General features: G+C 70.7%; 11 protein-coding genes. 8 read left to right on the top strand and 3 right to left on the bottom strand.

Going from position 1 to position 16,934, the window contains the following annotated elements; genetic code table 11:
- Nucleotides 1-23: 23 nt before the first annotated feature.
- Nucleotides 24-398: a DUF4345 domain-containing protein gene (locus tag ACFX43_RS25670; RefSeq protein ID WP_378837795.1), complete on the bottom strand. Its 375-nt coding sequence runs from the start codon at nucleotides 396-398 to the stop codon at nucleotides 24-26.
- Nucleotides 399-407: 9 nt separating this feature from the next.
- Between ACFX43_RS25670 and ACFX43_RS25665 the strand changes: the two genes are divergently transcribed.
- Nucleotides 408-1,229, top strand: coding sequence for a helix-turn-helix transcriptional regulator (locus ACFX43_RS25665; RefSeq protein WP_378837792.1), 822 nt, complete (start codon nucleotides 408-410; stop codon nucleotides 1,227-1,229).
- On the opposite strand, the gene ilvD is transcribed toward ACFX43_RS25665, so the two are convergent.
- Nucleotides 1,219-2,913, bottom strand: a complete 1,695-nt coding sequence (gene ilvD, locus ACFX43_RS25660; protein ID WP_378837786.1) for a dihydroxy-acid dehydratase — start codon at nucleotides 2,911-2,913, stop codon at nucleotides 1,219-1,221. The two genes, ACFX43_RS25665 and ilvD, sit on opposite strands and share 11 nt — an antisense overlap.
- Nucleotides 2,914-2,970: 57 nt before the next feature.
- Nucleotides 2,971-4,737, bottom strand: coding sequence for a beta-galactosidase family protein (locus tag ACFX43_RS25655; RefSeq protein ID WP_378837781.1), 1,767 nt, complete (start codon nucleotides 4,735-4,737; stop codon nucleotides 2,971-2,973).
- 105 nt (nucleotides 4,738-4,842) lie between these two features.
- Here ACFX43_RS25655 and ACFX43_RS25650 point away from each other — a divergent pair, with 105 nt between their 5' ends.
- From ACFX43_RS25650 to ACFX43_RS25620, 7 genes are all read left to right on the top strand, one after another.
- Nucleotides 4,843-8,700, top strand: a complete 3,858-nt coding sequence (locus ACFX43_RS25650; RefSeq protein WP_378837774.1) for an endo-alpha-N-acetylgalactosaminidase family protein — start codon at nucleotides 4,843-4,845, stop codon at nucleotides 8,698-8,700.
- Between the two features lie 38 nt (nucleotides 8,701-8,738).
- Nucleotides 8,739-9,521 carry a DeoR/GlpR family DNA-binding transcription regulator gene (locus ACFX43_RS25645; protein WP_378837771.1) on the top strand — a complete coding sequence of 261 codons (783 nt, stop codon included), beginning with the start codon at nucleotides 8,739-8,741 and terminating at the stop codon, nucleotides 9,519-9,521.
- Nucleotides 9,522-9,612: 91 nt separating this feature from the next.
- Nucleotides 9,613-10,530: an SIS domain-containing protein gene (locus ACFX43_RS25640; RefSeq protein WP_378837766.1), complete on the top strand. Its 918-nt coding sequence runs from the start codon at nucleotides 9,613-9,615 to the stop codon at nucleotides 10,528-10,530.
- Between the two features lie 4 nt (nucleotides 10,531-10,534).
- Nucleotides 10,535-11,473, top strand: a complete 939-nt coding sequence (locus ACFX43_RS25635) for an ROK family protein (protein WP_378837759.1) — start codon at nucleotides 10,535-10,537, stop codon at nucleotides 11,471-11,473.
- Nucleotides 11,470-12,378 (top strand): hexose kinase, encoded by a 909-nt coding sequence (locus tag ACFX43_RS25630; protein WP_378837753.1) that lies wholly within the window; start codon nucleotides 11,470-11,472, stop codon nucleotides 12,376-12,378. The genes ACFX43_RS25635 and ACFX43_RS25630 overlap by 4 nt, the downstream gene beginning before the upstream one ends.
- A 1-nt stretch (nucleotide 12,379) precedes the next feature.
- Nucleotides 12,380-13,231, top strand: coding sequence for a class II fructose-bisphosphate aldolase (locus tag ACFX43_RS25625; protein WP_378837748.1), 852 nt, complete (start codon nucleotides 12,380-12,382; stop codon nucleotides 13,229-13,231).
- Nucleotides 13,232-13,316: 85 nt separating this feature from the next.
- The gene (locus ACFX43_RS25620) at nucleotides 13,317-16,895 is read left to right on the top strand and encodes a TIM-barrel domain-containing protein (RefSeq protein ID WP_378837744.1); all 3,579 of its coding nucleotides are present in this window, start codon (nucleotides 13,317-13,319) and stop codon (nucleotides 16,893-16,895) included.
- The last annotated feature ends 39 nt before the right edge of the window (nucleotides 16,896-16,934 follow it).

The following is a 16,934-nucleotide window of genomic DNA, read 5'->3' as shown; positions in this document are numbered from 1 at the left end:
GAGCATAGCCGAATTTGCCGAGGTCAAACGCACACAAGCAGGGCCGTGCCGGCCACAAGTTCGACTCCGAAGTAGAACCAGATGGGGTAGAAACGTACGGGGGTATCGAGCAGGCGCGAGATGAGTCGGCCGCCAGCCATCCCGATCAGGGCGAGGCCGACGGTGGTCACGGCGCCGGTCCGGATGTCGCCGATGTCGAGGGCGGCGGCGCCGAGCACGGTGGCCATGGCGATGCCGAACCCGCCGTAGACCGCGCGGATCTCGGAGCGGGACTCAGGCGTCTTCGCCGCGAGGTGGAACGGGGCGGCGAGTGCGCCCGGGGTGACCAGGGCGTACGTCCCCATCGCGAGGAAGAAGACGCCGATGACGGCGATGGTCAGGCTGGCCACGGTGTTCACCGTGGGATCATGACGCGCATGGCGACCGAGCCGCTTCCGGATTCGTGCTGCGACGACGCGCGGCCGACGGTGTGGCTCTGGTCGGGACATGCGGCGTACCGCGGCCCATCGCTGCGGCTGGGCACTCATTCCGGGTCGGTCACCTGCTTCGCGCTGGGCCTGGACGCTCCCTTCCTGCTGCGGTCCGGTCAGGCGGAGCCGCGGCGGGCGCGGAGCGCGCTGATCCCTGCGCGTACGTCCCATCAGATCGTCGTGGGGGAGGAGCAGACGATGCTGTTCTTCTACGTCGACCCCGGCGCATCGGGGACGGCGCACCTGTTGGGGGCGATGACGGACCGGAGGGGCACGATCGCGTACGACCATCGCGACGAGGCGGCGTTGATCGCCGACTGGAGGCAGGGGCCGGTCACGGATCCCGAGATGCTGCGGCGACGGCTGCTCGATGCCGGCGAGGCGAACCCGACCGACGAGCGGATCCGCGTCGCCATGCATCTGTTACGCGACCGGCCCGGTGATCGGTTTAGCGCGGCGGAGATCGCCGCCGCGGTCAACCTGTCCCAGTCCCGCTTCCTGCACCTGTTCTCGGCCCACTCGGGCACGAGCTTTCGCCGCTACCGCCTCTGGGCCAGGATGCGGTACGCGGCAGCGGCCGTCAGCCAGGGCGCGGACCTCTCGACGGCCGCCAGCGACGCGGGGTTCGCCTCGCCGAGCCACTTCAGCGACACCTTCCGGGCGACGTTCGGACTCACCGCCACGCAGCTGCTCTCCAACCAGCTCCGGATCGTGGTGATGGAGCACCGCGCGGTCGACGAAACCCTGACTAGCTCGTGACTGCGCCGACCGCGGCCGACTGCACCGTGCGCCGGTACTTGCCGAGCACTCCGCGCTGATACTTCGAGGGAAGTGGCTCCCAGCCGACCTTCCGCCGCTCCAGCTCCTCGGGTTCCACCCCGACCTCGAGGGTGCGGTTGACGACGTCGAGGACGATGGCGTCGCCGTCGCGGACGAAGGCGATCGGGCCGGCGTCGACGGCCTCTGGGGCAATGTGACCGACGCAGAGACCCGTGGTTCCCCCTGAGAACCGGCCGTCGGTGATCAGCAGGACATCCTTCCCGAGACCGGCGCCCTTGATGGCTCCCGTGATGGCGAGCATCTCCCGCATGCCCGGGCCGCCCTTCGGGCCCTCGTTGCGAATGACCACGACGTCGCCCGCGACGATGAGCCCCGCTTCAAGGGCGTCCATCGCGGCCCGCTCCCCGTCGAAGACCCGGGCAGTGCCGCGGAAGACCGTGTCGTCGAAGCCGGCTGTCTTGACGACAGCCCCCTCAGGGGCGAGCGAGCCCTTCAGGATGGTGAGACCACCGGTGCGGTGGATCGGCCGCTCGAAGGAGTGGATCACGTCGTCGTCGAGCGCGGGCGGGCTCAGCTCCGCGAGGTTCTGCGCCATGGTCTTCCCGGTCACCGTGAGGCAGTCGCCGTGGAGCAGGCCCGCGTCCAGGAGCGCCTTCATCACGACCGGGATCCCGCCGATCTTGTCGACGTCGTTCATGACGTACTTGCCGTAAGGCTTGAGGTCGGCGAGGTGGGGGACCTTTTCTCCGATCCGGGTGAAGTCGTCAAGAGTCAGGTCGACCTCAGCCTCGTTGGCGATGGCCAACAGGTGCAGTACGGCGTTGGTCGAACCGCCGAGCGCCATCACGACGGCGATGGCGTTCTCGAAGGCATCCTTGGTCATGATCTGGCGCGCGGTGATGCCCTTGCGCAGCAGCCCGACCACCGCCTGGCCCGAGCGGTGGGCGAAGCCGTCGCGGCGTCGGTCGACTGCGGGCGGCGCGGCCGAGCCGGGCAACGACATGCCGAGCGCCTCAGCGACAGCAGCCATCGTGTTGGCCGTGTACATACCCCCGCAGGCGCCCTCGCCAGGACAGATCGCCTTCTCGATGCGGGTGACCTCATCGCGACTCATCTTCCCCGCGATACAGGCCCCGACCGCCTCGAAGGCGTCGATGATCGTGACGTCGCGGCCGTCGACCTGCCCGGGCATGGTCGAGCCGGCGTAGAGGAAGACCGATGCGAGATCCAGCCGAGCAGCCGCCATCAACATGCCGGGCAACGACTTGTCACAGCCCGCGAGCAGCACGGAGCCGTCGAGCCGCTCGGCGCTCATCACGGTCTCGACCGAGTCGGCGATGATCTCGCGCGACACCAGCGAGAAGTGCATGCCCTCGTGGCCCATCGAGATTCCGTCGGAGACGGAGATGGTGCCGAACTCCAGCGGATAACCGGCGGCCGCGTGAACGCCGTTCTTCACCGCCTTTGCGAGCCGGTCGAGAGACAGGTTGCAGGGGGTGATCTCGTTCCACGACGATGCGACGCCGATCTGCGGCTTCGCGAAGTCGTCGTCTCCGAGTCCGACGGCCCGCAACATGCCTCGGGCTGCCGTGGCTTCCAGGCCATCGGTGACGGCGCGCGACCTGGGCTTGATGTCAGGTGTGTCGGGGCTGAGTTGGTTCACACGTACGAGGTTAACCGCGTGATGACCTTGACGAGGTGGGCATCGCCGGCTCGTGTCCTAGACGCCGGTCGGCAGGGACTCGATGTATTCCTCGGTCGGCCCGAAGTCCGGGTCCGGGTGGACCTCGACGTACGTCGCGGGGTGGGTGAGGTCGAGGATGGAGATCTGGTTGGCGCCGGCACGCCACAGGGGAGCGGGGGCGTAGAGGCGGCGTTGGGGGCCACGGCTCCACAAGCGGCCGAGCAGGGTGCCGTTGAGCCAGACGAAGCGGTCGCCGTCACCGGGGATGGCGAGCCAGCCGTCAGCGGGTCCGTCGACCTCGATGACGGCATATGCGAGGCCGTCGAGGTGGTCGTGGTCCCAGCGGTCGAGGGGTGCGGGGTGGTGGTCCCAGCCGTGGACGAGGCGCCGGTCGACCTGGACACCGCCGAGGATCCCTTTGGGCTCGCCGAGCAGCGGGCCGTAGTTGACGCGGCCGAGCGCCTCCACGACCAGGGTCAGCTCGGCGACCGTGCCGAGGCCGGGAAGTGTCAGCACCGCGGCCTCGGCGTCGTCGCGCTCGAGCAGGCCGAGCGCGCGCCCGTCCAGGAAGACGTACGCCCGGTCGTGCAGCCCGCGCACGGTGAGATGGACTTCGTGGCTGGGGAGCGTGACCGAGGCGCGGTACGTCACGAGGCCCGCGTCGACCCCGAGCTCTTCGAAGCTGAGCGGCCCCGCCGCGCGCGTTGCCGGCCCACGGGTCACCAGTGACAGCAGGTCGGTGCCGCGCGAGACCGGCGCAGACGAGAACGCGTGACGTGGACCGGTCGGCGGCAGCGCGGGCAGCGCGTCGACCGTGCGCCCGGTGGCGGGCGCCAGGATATCGCGGTAGAGCCGGAACTTCTCCGAGGCCCGGCCGTCCTCGCCGACCGGGGCGTCGGAGTCGTAGCTGGTGACCGTGGGCTGGATGCGGCGCCCGTCGTGGTTGGCACCAGCCCAGAGCCCGAAGTTCGTGCCGCCGTGCGCCATGTAGACGCTGACCGAGCCGCCGAGATCGACGATCTCGCGCAGCGTCGCAGCGGCGCTCTCGGGGGAGCGTACGTGGTGGTTCTCGCCCCAGTGGTCGAACCAGCCGTTCCAGAACTCGGCGCACAGGAAGGGCTCGCCGGGGCGTCGCGACCGCAGCATCGCGTGGGCCTCCTCGGCGCGACTTCCGAAGGTCGCGGCGGCGAGCGTGTCCTCGACCATGCCGGCGTCGAGCATGACCTCGGTCGGGCCGTCGGCGGTGTAGAGCAGCTCGGTGACGCCACGGTCACAGAGCCCCTGCCGGAGCCAGGCGAGGTGAGCGGCGTCGTCGCCGTAGGAGCCGTACTCGTTCTCCACCTGCACGGCCACGACCGGACCGCCGTGGCCGGCCTGGAGCGGGACGAGGTGGGGGAGCAGGACGTCGAACCAGCGCGAGACCGCGTCCTGGTAGACCGGATCGGTGCTGCGCGGTGCCCGGGTGCGTGCGGTGAGCCACGAGGGCAGCCCGCCGTTGGTCCACTCGGCGCAGATGTAGGGGCCGGGGCGCACGATCACGTCGAGCCCGAGGTCGCCGGCGATCGTGACGAAGCGGGCCAGATCGCGGGGACCGGTGAAGTCCGGGGAGCCCTCGTCCTGCTCGTGGAAGTTCCAGGCGACGTAGGTGTCGACGGTGTTGAACCCGATGGCCGCGACCCGGCGCAGCCGGTCCTCCCAAAGGTCCGGGTGGATGCGGAAGTAGTGGATGGAGCCGGACAGGATCCGGTGGGGGACGCCGTGCTTCTGGAACTCGCCGTCGCGCCAGGTCAAGGTGGGGGCCACCTGCCCGAGGCTATGACAACTTTTGCTCAGAACGTAGCCAATCCGCGCAAAACTCTGCATGATGGACGGACCTTGTCAGGCCCACCCCCACCCTCGGGAGTCACGATGCCGAAGCGTTTCCCCACAGCCCTCCTCGCGTCCGTGACGGCCTTCGCCGGCGTGGTCGCCATCGCGCCCGAAAGCCATGCCGCCCCCGCGGGAGGCTTCACGCTGACCTCGCCCGTGCTGAGCGTGCGGGTGGCCGACGACTTCCCGGCCGTGCTCGGCTACCGGCACACCGCCGGCGGCGAGATCGGCGGCGCCGCGACAACGCCCACGGCCGTGCGGATCAACGGCACGGCGCACACAGCGACTGTGGCCGGCACCCAGGTCGACGCCGACACCGCGACCTACCGGCTGACCTTCGCCGACCTGCCCGGCGTCGAGCTCGACGCGAAGCTCGAGGTGGCCGGCGACGTCGTCACTTTCGCGGTCACCAAGGTGACCGACACCGCCGAGCACCGGGTCGGCACCCTCGACATCCCCGGACACGATCTCCTCTCGGTCAGCTCGGACCAGGCCGGTGCGACCGTGAACACCGCCGTCGTGAGCGCGGATCGCACCACCAACGGCGACACCCACACCGAGGTCACCGCGGACCTGCCCACGACCGAGAAGCCGGTCGGATCCGCGTACGCCATCGTCGACACCGACCAACTCGCCGCCGCGATCGAGACCAACTCGGTCTACGACCAGAGCAGCGGCGACGCGACCCGGGAGCGCGGCCGGATCTGGCGCAGCGTGAGCGCCACCGACAGCGGCCGCCGGGTCGGGCTGTGGAGCGGCCAGTGGACCTACCGGGCGACCGGCTCGCCCTACACCGAGGAGCTCCCGTGGGCGAAGGTCACCATCACCCCCGACGCCAACGGTGACCAGGCAGTCGACTGGCAGGACGGCGCGATCGCGCTGCGCGACATCCAGCGGCCGATGAACGGCGCGGACGAGACCCCCGAGCGGGTGGTCACCCACATCCCGTTCAACTTCGCCAGCCAGGCGACGCATCCGTTCCTGCGTACGCTCGACGACGTCAAGCGGGTCTCGCTGGCCACCGACGGGCTGGGTCAGCTGGCGGTGCTGAAGGGGTACGGCTCGGAGGGCCATGATTCCGCCCACCCCGACTACGGCGGCAACTACAACACCCGCGCCGGCGGGCTCGACGACCTCAACACCCTGGTCCGTGCGGGCGAGAAGTGGGGCGCCGACTTCGGCGTCCACGTCAACGCGACCGAGGCCTACCCCGAGGCCAAGACCTTCGACGAGACGCTCGTCGACGAGAACAGCCCCGGCTGGGACTGGATCGACCAGTCCTACTACATCGACCAGCGCACCGACCTCGCGACCAAGAACATCGTCGACCGCTTCGCCCAGCTGCGCCGCGAGACGCACCCGAACCTCGACTTCCTCTACATCGACGTCTACTACTCCTTCGGCTGGCTCCAGGAGCGGCTCGCACAGGAGCTGCGCGGGCAGGGCTGGAACATCGGCACCGAGTGGTCCTACCACTTCGAGGAGGACGCGCTCTGGTCCCACTGGGCCAACGACGAGTCCTACGGCGGCGCCACCAACAAGGGTCTGAACAGCCAGATGATCCGGTTCGTACGCAACGGGCAGAAGGACACCTGGAACCCCGACAAGCTGCTCGGGCACACCGAGATCGTCGAGTTCGAGGGCTGGACCGGCGAGAACGACGTCGACGCCTTCTACGACAACATCTGGCAGACGAACCTGCCGACCAAGTATCTGCAGAAGAACCCGATCCTGCGCTGGAGCCCGGACGAGATCGTCCAGGACGGCGGCGTGCGCGTGGTCAACTCAGGGAAGACCGAGGCGACCCGGAAGATCTATCAGGGCGGCGACCTCGTGCTCGACGGCGACGCCTACCTCCTGCCGTGGAAGGACAGCCAGCAGGACGGGGCGAAGCTCTACCACTACAACGCCGACGGCGGGCGGACCACCTGGGACCTGACCGACGCGTGGAGCCGGAGCGGCCGGCTCAACGTCTACGAGCTCACCGAGCACGGCCGGGTCGCGGCCGGCAGCGTGCCGGTTCGCGGTGGCAAGGTCACCTTGGAGGCGAAGGCAGGCACGGCGTACGTCCTGACGAAGTCTCCCGACAGCTCGCCCGACCCGCAGTGGGGCCAGGGCAGCCACGTCGCCGACCCCGGCTTCAACGCCGGCGACCTCGATGCCTGGCACCCCAGCGGCCCCGCCACGACCGGACGGACCTCGACCGGTCAGCAGGTCGCCGTCCTGGGCGCCGGTGAGCGGGCCACGATCAGCCAGCGCCTCCAGGGCCTGCGGAGCGGGCGCAACGCCCTGGGTGTCTGGGTGGAGGTCGAGCCCGGCCACAGCCGCGCCACCTCGGTCAGCGTCACCTCCGGCGGGAAGACCTACACCAACAGCGTCGAGCGATCGACGGCGAAGAACCTGGTCGCCGCCGACGAGCTGCACAGCACCTACTTCCAGCGTGTCGAGGTCCCCTTCGACGCCGGCCGTGACGGCACGGCGACCGTCAAGATCTCCGCGGCGGCGGGCTCCGGCCGCGTCCGCCTCGATGACGTACGTGTCGTCGCGGTCAAGCGCGACCTGCCGGCCGCGCCCGGCGCGAAGGTCATCGTGAAGGAGGACTTCGAGGAGGTCGTCCAGGGCTGGTCGCCGTTCGTCAAGGGCTCCTCGGGCGGCGTCACCGACCCGCGCACCCACCTGGCCGAGCGGCACGAGCCGTACACGCAGAGCGGCTGGAACGGCAAGGTCACCGACGACGTGATCAGCGGTGACTGGTCGCTCAAGTCGCACGCCGAGAACGGCGGCCTCGTCTACCGCACGGTCCCGCAGACCGTACGTCTCGAGCCCGGCCACCGCTACCGGGTCTCCTTCGACCACCAGACCGAGCGGGCCGACGACTACGAGTGGGTCACCGGCTACGACTCGGTCGCGAGCGGCGACCCGCGCACGGTCGAGGTCGGTGCTCGACCGATCGGCAAGCAGGTCGAGACGGCTCGGTTCAGCGATGAGTTCGTCGCCGGCGGCTGCGGCGACTACTGGGTCGGTCTGCGGACCGCCGACGACAACGGCGCGAACGGCGACATCAGCATCGACGACTTCACCGTCGAGGACCTCGGTGCGGCCGGTGACCTGCCGGCCTGCGCGACCCTCGCCGTCGACGCCGGCGACGAGAAGCTGCTGCCGGGCGCGGCCGGCGAGGTGACCACCACGCTGACCAGCGACGAGGCCTCGGAGACGGGCGCCGGGACGGTCGGTCTCGAGGTGCCGGAGGGCTGGACGGCGGAGGCCACCACGCCGCCGGACTTCGACTCGCTGGCTCCCGGGGAGAGCCACTCGGTCACCTGGAAGGTCACGCCGCCGGCCGACGCGGCCGAGTCGAGCTATCAGCTCACCGGGTCTGCGACGTACGACTTCGGTGGCGAGACGCGCACGGTGACCCGCGCGGCCACGGTGCAGACCGCGCCGCCTCCGCCGACCGCGGACACCTACGCCAGCGATCTCGGCTGGATCTCGGCCACCAACGGCTGGGGACCGGTGGAGCGCGACACCAGTGTGGGGGAGAACGCTGCCGGTGACGGCGGGCCGATCACGCTCGCCGGCAAGGTCTACGCCAAGGGGCTGGGCACGCATGCGGTCTCCAAGGTCCGCTACTACCTGGCCGGCAACTGCACCAGCTTCACCGCCGACGTCGGGGTGGACGACGTACAGACGTCGCGGGGCTCGGTGAGGTTCTCCGTCGTCGCGGACGGGACGACGGTCACCGAGACCGGCACCCTGGGGCCGGCCAGCGCCACCGAGACGATCACCGCCGACATCACCGGTGCTACCTATGTCGATCTGGTGGCCGGCGATGCCGGCGACGGGAACGGCAACGACCACGCCGACTGGGCCGACGCGACCTTCCACTGCGGGGGCTGAGATCTGCGTAGGCTGTCCGGGACCCAGGAAGGGGGCCCATGAGACAACAGCGACTCAACCAGCTGCTCGAGCTGATCAGCGAGCACGGGCACGTGTCGATCGCGGAGGTGGAGAGCGCGCTCGGCGTCTCGGCGGCGACCGCCCGCCGCGACATCGGGCACCTCGCCGACCAGCGGCTGGTCACCCGGACACATGGCGGCGCGACCGCGCTCGGCTCGGCGTACGAGCTGCCGCTGCAGTACAAGATCGGTCGCCAGGCCGACGCGAAGCGGGCGATCGCGACCGCGGTCGCCGACCTGCTCGTGCCCGGCGAGACGGTCGCGCTCAACGGCGGCACGACCACCAGCGAGGTGGCACGCGCGATCGGGCGCCACCCCGACCTGGCCGAGGACGACAGCATCACCGTCGTCACCAACGCGCTCAACATCGCCTACGAGCTCTCGATCCGGCCCAACGTCAACATCGTGGTGACCGGCGGGGCCGCCCGAACGCAGTCCTACGAGCTGGTCGGCCCGCTGAGCGAGGGGGTGCTGTCGAAGATCCACATCGACACCGCGATCCTCGGCGTCGACGGCATCAGCACGCGGGCCGGACTCACCACGATCCACCCGGCCGAGGCCAAGATCAGCGCCGACTTCATCGCGGCTGCCCAGCGCACCATCGTCGTGGCCGACAGCACCAAGCTCGAGCATCCGACCTTCGCGCGCATCGGCGACCTCTCCGGCGTCTCCATGCTCGTCACCGATCGACCCGTGCCCGAGGCGCTCGCGAAGGCACTGGCCGAAGGCGGGACGGAGATCATCGTCGCGAGTGAGCGATAATGATCATTTGACGCGATTTATTGACAGAAACGCGCAACGCGTTGGATGATTCGAGTCCAGCCGGAAACACAACGGAGGGTGACCCGACGCCATGACCGCATCCGCACCGACGACGCATCTCGCAGCCGAGATAGCGACGCAGCCTGCCAACTGGATAGCGGCCAGGAGCACCGCCGAACGATCTGCCGATGCCCTGCCGAAGGCGGGGGAGAAGGTCGCGGTCGTCGGCTGCGGCACCTCGCTCTACATGGCGCAGGCCTACGCCGCGCTGCGCGAGGAGCAGGGTCACGGCATCACCGACGCCTGGACCCCGACCGAGGCCCGTCTCGACCGGAACTACGACCGGGTGCTGGCGATCACCCGGTCCGGGACCACGACCGAGGTCATCGACCTGCTCGCTCGGGTCGGAGGCAAGATCCCGGCGACCGTGATCTCGTCCTCGCCCGGCACTCCGGCTCTCGAGCTGGCCGAGCCGATCCTCATGCCCGAGGTGGACGAGAAGTCGGTGGTCCAGACCCGCTTCGCGACCACCACCCTCGCCATGCTCCGCTGGCACCTCGGTGAGGACCTGAGCCGGGCCGCGGAGCAGGCCCAGCAGATCATCGACGCCGGCGAGAGCGCGTACGGTCCGGCGCTGACCGCCGACCAGGTCACCTTCGTCGGTCGGGGCTGGACCAACGGCCCCGCGCAGGAGGCGGCGCTCAAGCTCCGGGAGTCCGCGCAGCTGTGGACCGAGTCCTACCCGATGATGGAGTACCGCCACGGTCCGGTCTCGATCAGCGCCCCCGGCCGCGTCGTGTGGGCCCTCGGTGACCTGGTGCCGGGCTTCGCCGAGGACGTCGCCGTCACCGGCGCCGACCTGGTGCACCACGAGATCGATCCGCTCGCCGAGTTGGTGCGCGTGCACCTGCTCTGCGTGGAGCGGGCCCGTCGGGCCGGTCTCGACCCCGACGCGCCGCGCAACCTCACCCGCTCGATCATCCTGAGCCCGGCTGCTCCTCCCGAGTGAAGCGATGAGCGAGTCTCCTACGCCGCCAGTCGCGGAGCGAGCTCTCGCCCTCGCGTTCGACGTCGGCGGCACCTCTGTACGCGGTGCCGTGGTCGGCGCCGGCGACGTGTCGTTGGCGGAGTCGAGGGTGGCCACCCGCACCGGTCCGGCCGTGCTCGAGGACATCGCGCAGCTGGGCGAGCAGCTGCTCGCCGGCCTGAGTCCCGCGGCTCGGGCGCAGGTCGCCGGTGTCGGGGTCGCCTTCCCCGGCCTCGTCGACACCGAGTCCGGGACCTCCCTCAAGGCGGTCAACCTCGGTCTCGTCGACACGCCTGTGGCAGCCCCGCTGGCTGAGCGGCTGGGTCTTCCTGTCTCGGTCTCGCACGACACGGCGGCCGCCGCGGGTGCGATCTGGGCCGACGCCGGCTCGCCGGCCTCGGCGTTCGTCGCCGTCCTCGGGACGGGTGTCGCTGCGGTGACGTACGTCGAGGGCAGGCCGATCGTCGGCGTCTCGGGTCAGGCTGGTGAGCTCGGCCACCTCGTGGTGGACCCGGCCGGGCCGCTGTGCACCTGCGGGCTCCACGGCTGCGTGGAGACGCGCGCGGGCGCTCGGAGCATGCTGCGGCGATACGCGTCGCTGGGGGGTTCCGGGGTCGCCGGCGTCGCCGAGCTCGTCGCGCGGGTCGAGCACGATCCGCGCGCCGCCCGGGTCTGGTCCGAGGCGATCACCGCCCTCGCCGACGGATTCCTCGCGGTGGGTGCGCTGCTCGCGCCCGGCGAGATCATCCTGGGCGGCGGCGTCGCCGAGGCCAGGGGCTACCTGCTCGAACCGCTACAGGTCCGGATGCGCGAGCGCGCCGGCGTGACCGCGGTCCCGCCCGTACGTCTCTCCGCTCTCGGCGGCCGGGCCGGCCTGGTCGGCGCCGCCCGCCTGGCCCTGGCCTCGACGGGGACGGGCAGATGATCCTCACCGTCACGCTCAACCCGGCGATCGACGTGACCTACCGGCTGCCTCGGTTGACCGTCGGAGAGGTCCACCGGGTCGCCGAGGTGACCAGCCGACTCGGGGGCAAAGGCGTGAACGTCGCCCGGGTCCTGCGCCAGCTGGGCGAGCCGACCCATGCCGTCGGCCTCGCCGACCACGACTTCGGCGAGGCCCTCGCGCGGGAGCTGCCCGCGACCTTCCTGCCCGAGCTGGAGGAGGTACGCCGCACCGTGGTCGTCGTCGCCGAGTCGACGACCTCGTTGTGGGAGCCGGGCCGACAGGCGGCCGCCGGTGCCGATCTCAGACTGCTCGACCTCCTGGCCGATCGGATCCCAGACGCGACGGCCGTCGTCGTCTCCGGCAGCCTGGCACCCGGAGTGCCCACCGACCTCCCGGCACGGATCGCGCGGCTCGCGGCCGCCGCCGGCGTACCGGTGCTCCTCGATCTCGACGACGCGGCGCTGGCCGCCGCGGTCGGCACCGGCGCCGTCCTGACTCCCAACGAGGACGAAGCCGCGCGCCTGCTCGGGAACGCCCTCGACGACCCGGCCGCCGCTGTCGCAGAGCTCGCCACCCGCCACGGTGGCCCGGTCGTGCTGACCCGCGGCCACCACGGGCTGCTCGCACATGCCGACGGCAGCACCTGGGAGGTGCGCCCGCCCCCCGGGGTGAGCGGGAACCCGACCGGCGCCGGGGACGCGGCCGCCGCCGGGCTCGCCCGCGGTCTCGCCAACGGCAGGCCGTGGCCGGAGATCCTTCGCGACGCCGCTGCCTTGGGCGCCGCCGCGGTGGTCACCCCGATCGCCGGCGAGATCGACCCCGACGCGTACGCATCGTTCCTGGCCGACGTCAGGGTCAGCCGAATCGACCACGAGGAAGACTGACATGCCCCTGGTACCGATGTCGCTGCTGCTCGACAACGCCCGCGGCACCGGACGCGGGCTGGGCGCGATGAACGTCATCCAGCTCGAGCTCGCCGAGGCGATCGTCGCCGGCGCCGAGCAGGCCGGGCGTCCGGTCGTGCTGCAGATCTCCGAGAACACCGTCGACTACCGCGGCGCCGTGGCGCCCCTGCTGCGGGCGAGCATCGCGATCGCGGAGCGCGCCACGGTCCCGGTCTGCGTACATCTCGACCATGCGACCCGGGTCGAGCTCGTCGAGGAGGCCGTCGAGCTGGGATGTCCCTCGGTGATGTTCGACGCCTCGAAGCTCGACTACGACTCGAACGTGGCCGCCACCGCCAAGGTCGCGGCCTGGTGTCACGAGCGTGGCGCCTCCGTCGAGTCCGAGCTCGGCGAGGTGGGCGGCAAGGACGGCGTGCACGCGCCCGGGGTCCGCACCCAGCCGGCCGAGGCCGCGGCGTACGTCGAGGCCACCGGGGTCGACGCGCTCGCGGTCGCGGTCGGCTCCTCGCACGCGATGACGACGCGTACAGCCAGCCTCGACAACGAGCTCATCACCCGGCTCGCCGCCGCCGTCGACGTGCCGCTCGTGCTGCACGGCTCCTCCGGGGTCCCCGACGAGGGCATCGTCGCGGCCATCGCCGCCGGGATGACCAAGGTCAACATCGCCACCCACCTCAACGCGACCTTCACCCGCGCCGTCCGCGCGGCGATCGCGGACGAGGGCAAGGTCGACCCCCGCAAGTACCTCGGCGCCGGTCGCGATGCGGTGGCCGGGGAGGCTGCCCGTCTGCTCGCGCTGATCGGCGGACCGAGGGTGGACCGCGCAGTGTGACCTGCGTTACAGTCGCCTCCAACTTGCGATTGATTCTGACTCTTTAGGGCGTGAGGCGATCATGTTCAATCACTCAATCCGACGCTTGTTGGTCTCCGGGACAGCTCTGGCAGCCGCACTGGTCGCGCTCAGCCCGGTGAGCTCCGTGGCGGCCGAGGGCACGAGCGAGCTCGGCGATGTCACCGGCTTCGAGCACGAGGGCGACAGCTACACCTTCGAGTCCGGCGAGGCCGCGCTGCGCGTGACCTTCGAGGACGCCGACATGGTGCGCGTACGCCTGGCCCCGAACGGCGAGTTCGACGACCCGGCCAACGACGACCCCGCCGAGCCCGGCGCCCCGGACGCCGACATCGTCGTCAAGCGTGACTACCCCGGCGGGCGGTCGGCGGTGAAGGAGACCGGTGCGGCGTACGTCATCAGCACCGACGAGGCCGTGCTCACCGTCACCAAGCAGCCGATCACCCTGCGGCTCACCGATCCGGACGGGAAGGTGCTGATGGCCGAGGCCTCGCCGCTGACCTGGGACGACAAGAGCACCGCGCAGCACCTGCAGCGAGGCGCCGAGGAGCAGTTCTTCGGCGGCGGCATGCAGAACGGCCGGTTCAGCCACCGCGGCGAGACGATCAAGATCTCGCGCGACTTCAACTGGAACGACGGCGGCAACCCGAACGCCGTGCCGTTCTACGTCTCCTCCCGCGGCTACGGCGTGCTGCGCAACACCTTCGCGGCCGGCAGCTACGACTTCGGTGCGCCGACCACGACCACCCACGACGAGCAGCGCTTCGACGCCTACTACTTCGTCGGCGACGCCGAGCGCGTCATCGACTCCTACACCGAGCTGACCGGCCGCCCGGTTGCGGTGCCGATGTACGCCCTGGAGGTCGGCGACGCCGACTGCTACCTCCACAACGCCAACCGCGGCGAGCGCGAGACCCTGCGTGACTCGAAAGCGATCGCCGAGGGCTACGCCGAGCACGACATGCCGCTGGGCTGGATGCTGGTCAACGACGGCTACGGCTGCGGCTACGAGGACCTCGCCGAGACGGGCGACATGCTGCAGGACCACGGCGCCGAGCTCGGCCTGTGGACCGAGGACGACCTGACCGAGCAGGAGACCGAGGTCCAGGCCGGCGTACGCGTCCGCAAGACCGACGTCGCCTGGGTCGGCCCGGGCTACCGATTCGCGCTCGACGCCTGCGAGCAGGCCCGCGACGGCATCGAGACCAACAGCACCGACCGCTCGACCGTCCTCACGGTCGAGGGCTGGGCCGGGACCCAGCGCTGTGCCGCGGTGTGGAGCGGCGACCAGTCCGGGAGCTGGGACTACATCCGCTGGCAGATCCCGACGTACGCCGGTTCCACGATGTCCGGCCAGCACCTCGCCACCGGCGACGTCGACGGCATCTTCGGCGGCAGCGCCGAGACGTACGTCCGCGACATGCAGTGGAAGATGTTCCTGCCGATGACCTACCTGATGAGCGGGTGGGCGGCCTCCGACAAGCAGCCGTGGCGCTACGGCGAGCCGTACACCTCGATCAACCGGAAGTACCTGAGCCTGCACGAGCGGCTGCTTCCCTACTTCTACACGCACACGATGCGGGCCAACCGCAACGGCGTGGGAGCGGTCAAGCCGCTCTACCTCAACTACCCCGAGGACCCGAAGACCTGGGGCGACGCGGTCAAGTACGAGTTCCTCGCCGGTGACGACTTCCTGGTCGCCCCGGTCTACGAGGACGCCACGACCCGCGACGGGATCTACCTCCCCGAAGGCACCTGGGTCGACTACTGGAGCGGCCGGGTCCACCAGGGACCGACCACGATCGACGGCTACAAGGCTCCGCTGGACACGCTGCCGCTCTTCGTACGCGCCGGCGCGGTCGTGCCGCAGTTCCCCGAGGGCACGCTCGACTGGCAGCAGGGCAAGAAGTCGGGCCGCCTGGACCTGGACATCTACCCGCAGGGGTCCTCGTCGTTCGTGAACTACGAGGACGACGGGCGCAGCCAGGCGCACGCCTCGGGCGAGTCCGCCACCCAGGTGTTCGAGGTCGACGCCCCCGAGCAGGGCCGCGGCCGGGTCGTGGTGCGGCTGGGCGAGGTGGACGGCTCGTACGCCGGCAAGCCCGCCTCGCGCGAGTACGGGCTCAGCGTGCACGCCGATGCCGAACCGGGCAGCGTGGAGCTTGGCGGAGACGAGCTGCCGCAGCGGGCCTCGAAGGACGAGCTGGAGGGCGCGGCGACCGGATGGTTCCACGACTCCGCGACCGGCATCACCCACGTGAAGACCGGGAAGCTCTCCACCTCCGCCGGTGCCGTGGTCGCCCTGAACGGGTCCTCGGCGGTCGGCGGCGGCCACCCGGGCGACCGCAACGTCAGCCTCGATGCCGCCACCTCCGCGATCGCGGTCGCCGGGGAGGCAGCGGAGGTCAGCGCCACCTTCACCAACGACACCGGCTCCCGCGTCCAGCTCGACTCGATCACGGCCGCCGCGCCCGAGGGCTGGGACGTACGGCCGGGTGGTGCGGTGTCGGGGTCCCTCGCGCCCGGTGCCTCCCGCACCGCGACGTTCAGCGTCACGCCGCCGGCGGACGCCTCGCCCGGCCGGGTGAAGATCGACGCGACCGCGACCTACGTGGCCCACGACCGGACGTACGCCGTGACGGACTCGGCCACGACCACCCTCGCCCACCCGGACCTGGCCTCGGCGTTCAACAACGTGGGTGTCACCAGGGCCGAGGATCCCGAGCCGGGTGACATCGACGGCGGCGGCAGCAGCTTCCTCGCCGACAAGCTCGCCGAGAAGGGCGTCACACCAGGAGCGACGGTGAGCGCGAACGGCTTCGACTTCACCTGGCCGGACTCGGAACCGGGCACCCAGGACAACGTCGCCTCGGGCGGCGAGACCATCCGGATCAGCGGCAAGGGCAACGCGCTGGCGTTCCTGGGGACCGGCACCAGCCTGTCGGCCTCCGCGAAGGCGACCGCGCACTACACCGACGGCACCTCCTCCACGGGGACGCTCGGCTTCCCCAACTGGTGCTGCGCGGCGACCGACAGCTATGGCGCCAAGATCGCCGTGACCACGCTGGGGAAGAACACGCCGAACGGACCGGCGTACCCGACGGTCTCCTACCGCCTGTTCACCAAGACCCTGCGCACCGATCCGGCCAAGGAGATCGCCGCGGTCACCTTGCCCGCCAACGCCGCCGTGCACGTGTTCGCGATGACGATCGGTGACGAGGAGATCGTTCCGCCGGCCCTGGCGGACGGCCAGTACTCGCTCGGCAACGTCGCCTCCGGGCTCGCGCTCGATGCCGCCGGTGCGACCAGCAACGGCCAGCTGACCACGTCGGCCGTCGGAGCGGCGGCGTCGCAGAAGTGGGTGGTCACCCGCAACGAGGACGACGGCAGCTACCAGCTGAAGAACGCCGGCACCGGTCTGTGCGCCGACGTCGCCTACAGCTCGAAGACGAGCGGCGACCCGGTCGTGGAGTACACCTGCACGGGCACGCCCAACCAACGTTGGGTGATCGCGGCCGACGGCGCGTCGCTGAAGTTCTCGGCGAAGCACAGCGGTCTCAGCCTGGCGGCCGGCGCCAACGGGCTGGTCGTGCAGCAGACCGACACCGCGACCGCGTCGCAACGCTGGCGCGCCACCCCGAACTAGACCCACCCGGTCGCACTGCTCTTACATGGCCTCATGAAC

This window comes from Nocardioides sp. YIM B13467 (assembly GCF_042788075.1).
Lineage (GTDB): Bacteria > Actinomycetota > Actinomycetes > Propionibacteriales > Nocardioidaceae > Nocardioides.
Note: the sequence above shows the minus strand (reverse complement) of the source record. Positions and strands in the feature narration are given on the sequence as shown.